Source organism: Verrucosispora sp. WMMD1129 (genome assembly GCF_029581255.1).
Taxonomy (GTDB): domain Bacteria; phylum Actinomycetota; class Actinomycetes; order Mycobacteriales; family Micromonosporaceae; genus Micromonospora; species Micromonospora sediminimaris.
The window spans coordinates 1,574,746-1,585,076 of record NZ_CP120741.1 but is presented as its reverse complement, the minus strand read 5'-3'; the positions used below and the strand labels follow the sequence as shown (position 1 = coordinate 1,585,076).

At 70.4% G+C, this 10,331-nt stretch carries 11 protein-coding genes; 3 read left to right on the top strand and 8 right to left on the bottom strand.

Annotated features, from left to right (window positions below; genetic code table 11):
- The first annotated feature begins 3 nt into the window (after positions 1-3).
- Positions 4-1,299, top strand: a complete 1,296-nt coding sequence (locus tag O7624_RS07120) for an MFS transporter (protein ID WP_282239412.1) — start codon at positions 4-6, stop codon at positions 1,297-1,299.
- Positions 1,300-1,769: 470 nt separating this feature from the next.
- Here O7624_RS07120 and O7624_RS07115 read toward each other — a convergent pair whose 3' ends face one another.
- Genes O7624_RS07115 through O7624_RS07085 form a run of 7 tightly spaced genes read right to left on the bottom strand, consistent with a single transcriptional unit; the run spans position 1,770 to position 7,580 of the window.
- Complete coding sequence (locus O7624_RS07115) at positions 1,770-2,702, bottom strand: LnmK family bifunctional acyltransferase/decarboxylase (protein WP_282239411.1); 933 nt, start codon at positions 2,700-2,702, stop codon at positions 1,770-1,772.
- On the bottom strand, positions 2,699-3,760 hold the full coding sequence (locus O7624_RS07110; protein ID WP_282239410.1) for a histidinol-phosphate transaminase: 1,062 nt from the start codon (positions 3,758-3,760) through the stop codon (positions 2,699-2,701). Before O7624_RS07110 ends, O7624_RS07115 begins: the two co-directional genes overlap by 4 nt.
- The gene (locus O7624_RS07105; RefSeq protein WP_232511157.1) at positions 3,753-3,980 is read right to left on the bottom strand and encodes an acyl carrier protein; all 228 of its coding nucleotides are present in this window, start codon (positions 3,978-3,980) and stop codon (positions 3,753-3,755) included. The genes O7624_RS07110 and O7624_RS07105 overlap by 8 nt, the downstream gene beginning before the upstream one ends.
- Positions 3,973-5,037: a 4-hydroxy-2-oxovalerate aldolase gene (gene dmpG / locus O7624_RS07100; RefSeq protein WP_282239409.1), complete on the bottom strand. Its 1,065-nt coding sequence runs from the start codon at positions 5,035-5,037 to the stop codon at positions 3,973-3,975. The genes O7624_RS07105 and dmpG overlap by 8 nt, the downstream gene beginning before the upstream one ends.
- A complete protein-coding gene (locus O7624_RS07095) occupies positions 5,034-5,930 on the bottom strand; it encodes an acetaldehyde dehydrogenase (acetylating) (RefSeq protein ID WP_282239408.1) in 897 nt (298 codons plus the stop codon). The genes dmpG and O7624_RS07095 overlap by 4 nt, the downstream gene beginning before the upstream one ends.
- A gap of 31 nt (positions 5,931-5,961) precedes the next feature.
- Entirely contained in the window at positions 5,962-6,777 is an 816-nt protein-coding gene (locus O7624_RS07090; protein ID WP_282239407.1) for a fumarylacetoacetate hydrolase family protein, read from the bottom strand.
- The gene (locus O7624_RS07085; protein ID WP_282239406.1) at positions 6,774-7,580 is read right to left on the bottom strand and encodes a class I SAM-dependent methyltransferase; all 807 of its coding nucleotides are present in this window, start codon (positions 7,578-7,580) and stop codon (positions 6,774-6,776) included. The genes O7624_RS07090 and O7624_RS07085 overlap by 4 nt, the downstream gene beginning before the upstream one ends.
- 621 nt (positions 7,581-8,201) lie before the next feature.
- Here O7624_RS07085 and O7624_RS07080 point away from each other — a divergent pair.
- Both O7624_RS07080 and O7624_RS07075 read left to right on the top strand, forming a co-directional pair.
- Positions 8,202-8,804 (top strand): LuxR C-terminal-related transcriptional regulator, encoded by a 603-nt coding sequence (locus O7624_RS07080; protein WP_282239405.1) that lies wholly within the window; start codon positions 8,202-8,204, stop codon positions 8,802-8,804.
- Positions 8,805-8,824: 20 nt separating this feature from the next.
- Positions 8,825-9,433, top strand: a complete 609-nt coding sequence (locus O7624_RS07075) for a LuxR C-terminal-related transcriptional regulator (RefSeq protein WP_282239404.1) — start codon at positions 8,825-8,827, stop codon at positions 9,431-9,433.
- A gap of 50 nt (positions 9,434-9,483) precedes the next feature.
- On the opposite strand, the gene O7624_RS07070 is transcribed toward O7624_RS07075, so the two are convergent.
- On the bottom strand, positions 9,484-10,239 hold the full coding sequence (locus O7624_RS07070) for a thioesterase domain-containing protein (RefSeq protein ID WP_282239403.1): 756 nt from the start codon (positions 10,237-10,239) through the stop codon (positions 9,484-9,486).
- Positions 10,240-10,331 lie beyond the last annotated feature (92 nt).

Sequence of the window (10,331 nt, the reverse complement as noted above, 5' to 3'; positions counted from 1 at the left end):
GGTATGTCGATCGCGCCGTCTCCCGCACCGGGCACCACCAGGCGGGCCCTCGCGGCGGTGTACGCCGCCGGCGCCGGGTCCGCCGTCGGGACCCAGATGACGACGCTCGCGCTGCCGTGGCTGGTGCTGGAGAGCACCGGCTCGGCACCGCGGGCGGGTCTGGTCTTCGCCGTGTCGGTGCTTCCCATGGCGGTGCTCGGATTCGCGGGCGGCGAGGTCATCCAACGGTACGGCGCACGCCGAACCATGGTGGTCATCGACTTCGCGCAGTTCGCCGCCATCGGGTCGATACCTGCGCTGGCCGCATTGGGTCTGCTCAGCTTTCCCCTGCTCCTGACGATCGTCGCGGTGATCGGCGTGCTCGGAGTGCCCTACTTCGCCGCGCAACGCGACCTGGCCACCGAACTCGCCGGTCCGGACCCGAAGGCGCTGATGCGGGCGAACAGCGTGCTGGAAGGGTGCTTCAACATCGCCGCGTTGGCCGGCCCGGCCATAGCGGGCGTGCTGATCGCGACGCTCGGCGCGGACAAGGTGCTGTTGTTCGACGCCGTGACCTCGGCGGTGTCGGGTCTGCTGCTGTGGTGGTTCGTGCCGCGCACGCGGCGGACGGAGCCGGCGACGCCGGCACCGCAGGAGCGGCAGACCCCGGACCACGCAGGAGTCCTGGCCGGGGTACGCGCATTGCTCCGGGACGACTTCCTGCGACGGGTGATGGTCACGACCATCAGCTTCGGCTTCCTCATGCGGGTCCTGATGCTCGCGCTGCCGCTGCTGGCGTTCGCCCGCTTCGCCGGCGATGCCAGAGTCGGTGGGCTGCTGCTCTCGGGCTTCGGTGCCGGCGCGATCGCCGGGGCGGCGGTCAGCTATCTGATCGGCAGCCGGTTGTCCCCGACGATGGTCTTCGGGCTGGCCGCCTTTCAGCTCGTCCTGCCCTGGTGGGTGCTGCTGTTCGAGGTGCCGGTGCCGGTCCTGGTCGCCGCGCTCGCGGTGTCCGGCGCGGCGCTTCCGTTGTCCAACGCCCCGTTCTTCAGCATCCTGGCCACCCGGTTCGCGGCCGACATCCGAGCGAAGGTCATCCAGGCGGTCATGACCATCAGCAACATCGCCGGCCCGCTGGGCTTCCTGGCCGGCGGGATGGCGATCGGCCGCTTCGGCGTGACGACGACCCTGCTCTTCCTCGCGGCTCTGTCCACCCTCGCGGCGGTCAACCTGGTGGTGGCGCTGCGGCACTTCGATCCGGTGGCGCCGACCAGCCCGCAGCCCGAGCCCGAGCCCGAGCCGGCGGCAGCTGCTCGGTAGCCCGCTCCGGCGCGCCGCCAGCGGCGGGCCGGAGCGGGTAGCAGCACCCCGCGTGGGTCAGCTCACCCGACATGCGCTGAGAGTGTGATGTCCGGGCCGACGTCGGCCCGGACATCACCGTGTTGAGGGGATCGCCGCGGTCGGTCCCGGAAGCCGACTGCCTGGGCCGTTGCAGTTCGACCTGGTGCGGGCCGTCCACCTCGGCGTGGGCGGCCCACCCGGATGAGCCAGCCGTGCCCGGCGCCCGGCATCCGGCACCCGGCGTTCCGGCATCCGGCACCCGGCGCCCGTGTCTCGTGCCCGTGGCCCACACCCAGTGCCCGCGTCCGGGCTGACTGCGGCGAGGGCGACCCACCCGGTGACGAAACGTCAGCTACGCACTGATGGGCGCGGTTGCCAATTCGCAACCGCGCCCATCAGGTGGCCGGTGGGGTGCGGGCCGGGGCCCGCGACCTGTCGGGTCGACGTCCTCAGGCCAGCGTCGACGGCGTTTCCGTCTCGATCGCCGCGACGGCCAGCAGCCGACCACTGGCCGAGTCGCGCAGTTCCAGGTCGGCGATCTCGGAGAGCGGGTCGGCGACGTTCTGCCACCGCCGGGCGGTGACGGTGAAGAGCGAGCCCAGGTCGGCGTTGCCGAAGAAACCCACCTTCTGATCGATCACCCGCCGCTGGAGGAACTGCCGCTCGGTGCGGCCGAGCCCACGCCACAGACGCAACAGCGCCGTGTCGAAGATCGAGAAGTACGAGGCGAAGTAGACCAGCCCGGCGCCGTTGATGTCCCGGACGGCGTCCAGTGCGTACTCGAAGGACAGCTCGTCCCCGGCGACCGCGAATCCCGGCGGCGCCGGGGTGAGGAAGCTGCCCGCACCGCGGGCGCGACCGACGAGCGTACGCGGTGAGAACTGGTTGGGAAGTCGTGGCAGGTCGGCGTTGTCGAAGCCGTGGGGAACGGTTTCGGACAGCACTCGGTTGCTGCCCGGATTGCCGCGCGCGATCCACCGGTTGAGCGTCTCCGCGTACATGCACTCCGGGTCCGGCGTCTCGTAGACCTCCGCCGGATCGAGGAACGCGGTGCCGAGGCCGGAGCCGGCGGGAGCGAGCCGATGCAACGTCAGCACCGAGCCACCGCCGAACTGGAAGACCCTCGACGTCACCTCAAGCTCGTCACCGAAGGCCAGGCCGTGCGGATGAACGACCTTCCCGCCCCGCACCCGGTAGTAGTAGAACGAGAGGTAGGTCGGTTCGCCTTCGGCGGTGCGGGCGGCGTGCACGTTGGTGCGGCAGGTCTCGGCCACCGATTCCCACGTCCAGTCGCCGATCCGCCCGAAGATCAGAGAGCCGCCGCTGCACATTCCCGGCGCGACGATCACCTTCCGGTGAAGGGCTGTGTTCTCGGGCATCATCTCAGCGCTCCAGTCGTGAGTAGTTCCGGTGCGTTGCGGACGCGCCATCGGTGTACCGTCGCGAGGAACGCGTCGTTGTCCGAGGGCGAACCGAGCGATACGCGGACGCCCTCCCCGTCGAAGACCCGCAGCTCGATTCCGGCCCGGGCACACCAACTACCGAACGGGCCCGCGTTCTCGCCGAGCCCGAGCCACAGGAAGTTCGCCTGGCTGGCCGGGACCGCGAAGCCGTCGGCCAGCAGAGCAGCCCGCACCCGGGTGCGCTCGGCGATCGTCTGCCGGACCCGCGTCAGGAGCACGTCCTCAAGGGCGAGGGCGGCGACCGCCGCGTGCTGGGCTGGCGCGCTCACCGCAAAGGGCAGCGTCATCTCGCGCAGCGACGCCACGATGCGCGCCGCGCCGATGAGATAGCCGACCCGGAGCCCCGCCAGGCCGTACGCCTTCGAGAACGTGCGCAGGACCACCAGGTTGGGATACCTGTCGCACAGCGCGAGTCCACCGGCGCCCATCGGCTCGTCGACGTACTCGAAGTACGCCTCGTCGAGGGCGACCAGGCAGGTCGGCGGGACGCGATCGAGGAACGCGCGCAGCCGGTCCAGGCCGAGCAGCGTACCCGTGGGGTTGTTGGGGTTGCAGATGACGACCAGCCGGGTCGTGGCGGTGATGCGATCGGCCATGGCGGCGAGGTCGTGCACGTCGTCGGCGAGTGGCACCCGCTCCGACTGGATCCCCAGATGACCGGCGAGGATCGGGTAGTACTCGAAGGAACGCCAGGCGTAGACGGCCGTCGCACCCGGCCCGGCGAGCTGGAAAACCGCCTGGAGCAACGCACAGGATCCGGCGCCGATCGCCACCCGGTCCGGTGCGACACCGTGCCGCCGGGCGAGCGCCGCGGTCAGGTCGGTGCAGGCCGGGTCGGGATAGCGGTTGACGTCCCGGCTGCTCGCCGCGACCGCGGCGACGATGTCCGGTAACGGGCCGTGCGGTGACTCGTTGCGCGACAGGGCCCGGGTGACGGTACGGGACGCTCCGGCGGTCGGCCCCGCGGCCTCACGCACGACAGCGCTCCGCGACCAGCTCGGCGATGTCACCGACCGTCGCGAGTTCCAGCAGTTCGTAGTCGGAAACGTGGACGTCCAACCGCTTGCTGAGCAGATCCGACAGCTCGACCACGGCGAGGGAGTCGAGGCCGACCTCGACGCGATCGGCCGTGGCCACGACATCCTCGGTCCGCATCTGCAGATCCTCGACCAGGATGGTCTTGAGTTGGTCAAACATGGCTTGCCGTCCGTTCACGCTGACCCGTGGACCCGGCACGCAACGCGAGCGCCACGTCCTCGATGAGGTCCTCCTGCCCGGCCACCGCCTGTAGGCGGCCCAGTTCGAAGAAGACGTCGCGGGGGTCGACGCCCTCCCGGGCGGCGACGTCCAACACCCGGTTCTTGAACCCGGAGAAGACTCCGGCGAGACCACTCACCACACCGATCGAGTCGATGGTGGGCGGCGCGGGCATCAGCTCCCGTGCGGCGATGTCCGCCGCGTCCAGCAGCCGATAGAGATCGATCCCGGTGTCGTAGCCCAGCCGTTCGAGCACGGGCACGAGAACTTCCAGCTGGGTGTTGCCGGCCCCCGCGCCGAACCCCCGGGCGCAGGCATCCAGGATCTTGGCACCCGCCTCGGCGGCGGCGATGGAGTTCGCCACCGCCATACCGAGGTTGTTGTGCCCGTGGAAGATCACCGGCACGCTGACGGCGGACCGGATGGCCGCGATCCGCGTGCTCACGTCCTGCGGCAGGTAGTGGCCGGAGGAATCGAGGATGCCGACGCCTGTCGCACCGAACTCGACGAGCCGCGCACACTCCTCGGCCAGGCGCTCGGGACTGGCCATATGACTCATCAGCAGCACGCCGTGTGCGTCGACGCCCGCGTCGCGCAGCAGCCCGAGGTGCCGTTCGGCCAGATCGCCCTCGGTGCAGTGGGTGCCGATGCGGACCAGGTCGACGTCGTACGAGACGGCCAGCCGGATGCTCTCGGTAGTGCCCCAGCCCGGCAGCATGAAGACGCCGAGCTTGCTGGTGGTCAACGCGTCCCGGACCACCGACAGCATCGCCTCGTCGCTGAGCAGGGCTCGGCCGGCTTGCAGGGACGAGGCGCCCAGGCCGTTGCCGTGCCCCACCTCGACGACGGGTACCCGGGCGGCGTCGGCGGCGGCGGCGTACGCCCGGAGTTGATCCCGCCCGAGCTGGTGGCGGACGGCGTGGTGCCCGTCGCGCAGCGTCGGGTCGTGGATCAGGATCGGTTGTCTCGGCGAATTTTCCGCAGCTTGCTGGCTCATGACACGACCTCCATGGCCTCGATCGGTCGGCGTTCCACCGCACAACGCTCGGCGACCCGGATCGCAGCCGAGTTGATGATGTCGAGGTTGCCCGCGTAGGCGGGAATCTGGTCGCCTGCGGAGGTCACCTCCACGGCGATGAACGCCTTGTTGTCGTTCACGATGCAACTCGTCACGGTGTAGCCGGTGGCGAAGGCACGGACGTCGGCGGCGGCGGACGCCACGAGCGGGTGCACCGACTCGTGGGTCAGCCCCTCGCCGATCAGCGACATGGCCACCCTGAAGGTCGCCGGAGGACGAGCCGGGCTGACGTTGAGGATGGCCTTCACGTCCCCCACACCGGTGAACTCGCGGAGCGCGTCCTGAGTGGTCTCGACGTACTCGTCGAGGTTGAGCCTGGTCCCGCGACCGACGCTGAGCGTCGCCGCGGTCGCGACCACCTCCACGTAGTCGATGCGGTGGGCTCGGGTGATCGCTCGTACGATCGGCACCGATGCCTGCCCACCGCAGCTCACCATGTTCAGGTCGCGGTGCGCGGCGGCCTCCGCGCCGTTGACGGTGGGGACGACCATCCGCCCTATCCGGCTGGGTGTGAGGTCGATCAGCAGCGTGCCGAGCGGTGTCAGCGTCTCCGCGTGCTCGGCGTGCGAGCCGGCGTTGGTGGCGTCGAAGACCACGTCGAGCGGTTCGTCGAGGTCGGCAAGGGACGACAGGCCCCGGCTGGCGACCGGCAGCCCCAGCCGAGCGGCCCGCTTGAGGCCCGGGCTGTCGGCCGTCCGGCCGGCGACGAGGCGAAGGTCCAGTGCGGCGGACCGCTCGACTTTCACCGCCAGGTCGACGCCGATGAGCCCGGCGCCGAGCACCCCAACTGACAGCCGTCGTTCTGAATTCATCGAGGGGATCGCCTTCCTACCCGCGTCGGGGCTACGTGTTCGTGACGTGCAGAGTGACCGAGCCCAGGTGATCGAATTCGGCGGTGTAGGTGTCACCGGGGCTCAACGGGACTGCGGCGTGCAGGGCACCGGTCATGATCAACTGGCCGGCCTCCAGCGTGACGCCACTCTCGCCCAGCAGGTTCGCCAGCAGCGCCACCACCGCCACCGGGTCGCCGAGGGCGTCGGCGCCCTGACCGGACGCGACCAACTCCCCGTTGCGGCGGAAGGCCATTCGCACGCGCCGGTAGTCCAGCTCCGCGCTGGCCGGGATCGAACGTCCCAGCACTGCCGCGCCGTTCGAGGCGAGGTCGGCGATGGTGTCGCCCAGCCGGATGCGCCAATCCGTGATCCGGGAGTCGACGATCTCAAGACCCGCGATGACCTCGCCGATCGCCGCGTGGGCCTGCTCCACGGTGACGCCGGGACCGGTCAACGGCCTCGCCAGCCGAAAGACGATCTCGGCTTCCACCTTCGGCGAGATGAACTCGCCGCGGGCGAAGCTCGCACCGTCCGCGCGGACGGTCGAGGCGAACACCGGGCCGTAGTCCGGGGCGTGGACTCCGAACATCTCCTGCATCGAGGCGGAGGTGAGCCCGGCCTTGTAGCCGATCACCCGTTCGCCGTCAGCGATCAGTAGTTCGGTCAACCGGCGCTGGACGGCGTATCCGCCGGCCGCGTCGAGCGTGGGGCAGGCATCGGTGAACGGAGCGATCGGCACGCGGTTGCTCCGCGCCTCGTACAGAGCCATGGCCATGCGCTCGGCGTCGTGCTCCGCGAGGGCCGCTGCTCCGCCGTTGCGGCTCATCGCGTGGCCACGAAGAGGCGGCTGCCGGGCATCCCCAGGGCGGTGCTGGTCACCTCGGAGAAACCGGCCTGCCGGAAGAGTTCGCACCACCGGTCCTCGGTCGGCAGCCGCACGTCCATCGAGCTCTCGTGCAGGTAGCTGAACAGGGCGCTGAAGGCGCGCTCGCCCGGCCTGTCCACGTACGGCACCGCGTCGGTGACCACCAGGCAGCCGCCGTCGGCGAGATGCTCGCGGCAGGCCCGCAGGACACCCGCGAAGACCTCGGGATGCTGAGCGACATCGTGCATGACGAAGCCGGCATGGATGATGTCCGCGCCGTCGAGTGGGGCGGGGTCGTCGACGAGCGTCTCGACGGACCGGTTGACCACCGTGAGCCGGTCGTCCACCTGGGCGTGGCGACCGGCGCGTTCGGCCTCCTCGCACGCCCCCGCGCTGAGGTCCAGGGCCACGCCGGTGCTGGTGGGCAGCTCGGTCAGCAGCCGGATCAGCAGCGCGCCCGCGCCGGAGCCGAGATCCACGATGTGTCGGGGCTTGCGGCTGATGATCTCGGACAACACCCCGGGATAGAAACCGCGCGAGCCGATCCAGCGGGACGACACCGCCACCCGTCGACCGTCGCGCTGGTGCTGGCGGCCGGCCGCTTCCGGCTCACGCAGAAACCGCTCCGCGTGATCGATGTACGGCCGGTTCGCGCTGAGCGACCAGGAGAGGTAGCCCGCCTCGTACCGCCGGTCCGCGAGCTCCGTGCAGGGCGTGAACGGCCCGGTCTCGGCGTCGCGCTCCAGCAGCCCGGCGGCGGACATGGCGCGCAGCAAGAGGGCAGCACGATCTTCGGGAACGCCCGTCGCGGTCGTTGCCTCGGCCAGCGTGAATGGGGTTCCGCGATCGAGTAGCGGCGAAAGCCCTACATTCTCGGCGATCTCCAAGAGAGTGGCGTTCGCCGCGAGGTCTGCGGCGATGTCACTGACGTCAGAACTAATCACTTGTTCACCCACATCCTGCTGATCCGACGATTTTTCGGCACCGAACCTTGCTCTTTCCGATCCGTGTCCATCCAGGTAGAGGGCGGGCGGCCTTCATCAACCGCTCTCACCGCAACGGCGGAAATCGACGTTCTCGGCACGGATCCACAACGGTTGTAAATGTGCCACGGAAACACGGACCGCCTGCAGAGAAGAATCGGCAGACATGCGGGAAGGCTGCCGCCCCGGGTCGGCCCGCCGATGTAGCCGGCGTCGCGTTGCGGGCAGGACGACCGGCGCTGGCGCGACGATGGCGAGTCGATGCTCCGCTATCAGGCTGTGCCGGCGGCCGACAGCGAGTCGACAGCGAGTCGACAGCGACCAGTTAGTTCGTCGCGGAACCATCCGGCCAGGACATTCCGACGCCACGCCACGCCCCGGCGTGACGAAGAAGGAGGCGTGATGGGCGAACCGATGTGGGTCAACGTCATGGCGACCGACCCCGTGCTGGAAGCGGGCGTGACGAGCGCGATGCTCGGGTGCCCGGACATCGCTGTGGTGACGACGCGGGAGAAGGCGGCGGTCACGGTCCTGGTGGTCGACCAGCTGGGCCAGGACGCGCTGGATACGGTGCGGGCCGTCCGCGCCGGTGCGGACCGGCCCGAGGTGGTGCTCGTCGTGCCCGAGGTGGAGCCGGCTGACGCGCTGCGAGCCATCGCGGCGGGTGCCCGCGGCCTGCTTCGGCGCCGGGAGGCGACCGCGGAGCGGCTCACCCGCACCGTGCTGGCCGCCGGTGAGGGGGACTGCACGGTTTCGCCGGACATGCTCGACCGGTTGCTCGCCGCGCCGGCCGCTCCGGCCGGCACCCTGGCGTCGAACATCAGCGACCGCGAGCGTGCGGTGCTGCGGCTGATCGCCGAGGGCCGGGAGACCGGTGAGATCGCCAAGGAGCTGTGCTACTCGACGCGCACCGTGACCAGTGTCGTGCACGACATCACCCGACGATTCCGGCTGCGCAACCGGGCCCACGCGGTGGCCTTCGCCCTGCGGGCCGGAATGTTGTGAACGGCGAACAGGAGAAGAACATGATGGCCTTGACCGCACACGTGGTGGCCCCGAACGCGACCATCCGGGCCGAGGTGCTGGCCGCGCTGCGGCGTGCCGGTGTCACACCCGTGCCCGACCCGCACGAATCACCGGACACCGTCATCGTCACGGCGGTCGACACGGTGCACGAGGCGCTGACGGCGTGCCCGTCGCGGCCCACGACACAGCGGACGCTGCTGGTCGCGGACCGCTTCTCACCGACGGACGTGGTACGCGTACTGCGTTCGGGGACCCTGGTGATGCTCCGCTTCGCCGACGTCACACCGAGCCGACTGGCCGCCGCCGTGCGGGCCGCCCGGGACGGGGAGGTCCGGTTGCCGCACGAGGTGCTGGTCGGGGTGCTCGGTGGCAGCGGCACGCCGAGCCAGGCCGAAACGTCCCGCGCGGCCGGCCGGTCGCCGCTGACGCCCCGTCAGACGAGGGTGCTCGCGTTGATGGCCGAGGGCCAGGACAACGCGATGATCGCCCGGTCGTTGCTGTGTTCCAACCACACCGTGAAGAACGTCATCTACGACATGATGGCGCGGTTGCAGGTCCGCAACCGCGCCCACGCCGTGGCCTGTGGGGTAGCGACCGGGTTGATCTGAGCCCCCCTCGTCCGCGGCTGCACACCGGCGTGCAGCCGCGGACGTGTCATTCAGGTGCGGCCACCGGCCGGCACCCGGTCACCGATGACCCGCAACAGATCGGCCGGCTCGGTCGAATAGCTCAATCCGGACCCGGGCAACTGCACCAGATCGGTGTCTCCGTACGCCGACCAGCCGGCCATCACCTCCGCCTCGATGCCCTGGTCCAGCCACCGGATCGCGGTCAGCGGACAGCGCAGCGGCGCCGGACGGGGCACCTGATAGGCCCGCAACGCGGTCAGTTCGGCCCGGAGCGCCCGTACGCCGGCCGCGACGATCGACGGCAGCGGAATGGTGCCCATGGCCACTGCGGTCGCCAGCACCCGTTCGGTCAGTTCGTCGTCGGTCGGTTCGGTGTGCGCCTCGCCGGCATAGCGGCGGAGGTACTGGGGTGCGGGACAGCCCGACACGAACAGGCGCAGCGGTGCCGGCGCGCCCCGCCGGTCCAGCTCGACCGCGACCTGGTAGCCGAGCAGCGCGGCACCCTCGTGGCCGAACAACGCGAACTTCTCGACCCCTAGGCGCTTGAGGTCCGCCACGAGCTCCGCGGCCCGCTCCGGCAGTCCTGGCGGAGGCTGGGCCGCAGACCGCGTGGCCGGTGCGTCGCCGCCCGGGTCGCCCACGACGGGCGGGCGGACGACGCACCAGGGGCCGACGGTGTCGGGCCACCGGTCGAACTGGAAGTCGCCGTTACCGGCGCTGGGTATGCAGATCAGCGCTGCGGTGCCGACATGCGGAGCGGTCCGCTGGTCCAACCATGAGGCCATGAGGAGGGTCGCCTTCGTTGACGGAGAGTAGGCAATTCTTGCTCAACCGTCGTCCCGGGCACCTCCACACCGCTATCGCCGATCGGGTAGGC

Excerpts from the sequence above, each read along its gene's own strand:
- O7624_RS07120 (WP_282239412.1), top strand. The coding sequence starts at position 4 with ATGTCGATCGCGCCGTCTCCCGCACCGGGCACCACCAGGCGGGCCCTC.
- O7624_RS07115 (WP_282239411.1), bottom strand. The coding sequence starts at position 2,702 with ATGATGCCCGAGAACACAGCCCTTCACCGGAAGGTGATCGTCGCGCCG.
- O7624_RS07105 (WP_232511157.1), bottom strand. The coding sequence starts at position 3,980 with ATGTTTGACCAACTCAAGACCATCCTGGTCGAGGATCTGCAGATGCGG.
- dmpG (WP_282239409.1), bottom strand. The coding sequence starts at position 5,037 with ATGAGCCAGCAAGCTGCGGAAAATTCGCCGAGACAACCGATCCTGATC.
- O7624_RS07095 (WP_282239408.1), bottom strand. The coding sequence starts at position 5,930 with ATGAATTCAGAACGACGGCTGTCAGTTGGGGTGCTCGGCGCCGGGCTC.
- O7624_RS07090 (WP_282239407.1), bottom strand. The coding sequence starts at position 6,777 with ATGAGCCGCAACGGCGGAGCAGCGGCCCTCGCGGAGCACGACGCCGAG.
- O7624_RS07085 (WP_282239406.1), bottom strand. The coding sequence starts at position 7,580 with ATGTCCGCCGCCGGGCTGCTGGAGCGCGACGCCGAGACCGGGCCGTTC.
- O7624_RS07080 (WP_282239405.1), top strand. The coding sequence starts at position 8,202 with ATGGGCGAACCGATGTGGGTCAACGTCATGGCGACCGACCCCGTGCTG.
- O7624_RS07075 (WP_282239404.1), top strand. The coding sequence starts at position 8,825 with ATGATGGCCTTGACCGCACACGTGGTGGCCCCGAACGCGACCATCCGG.
- O7624_RS07070 (WP_282239403.1), bottom strand. The coding sequence starts at position 10,239 with ATGGCCTCATGGTTGGACCAGCGGACCGCTCCGCATGTCGGCACCGCA.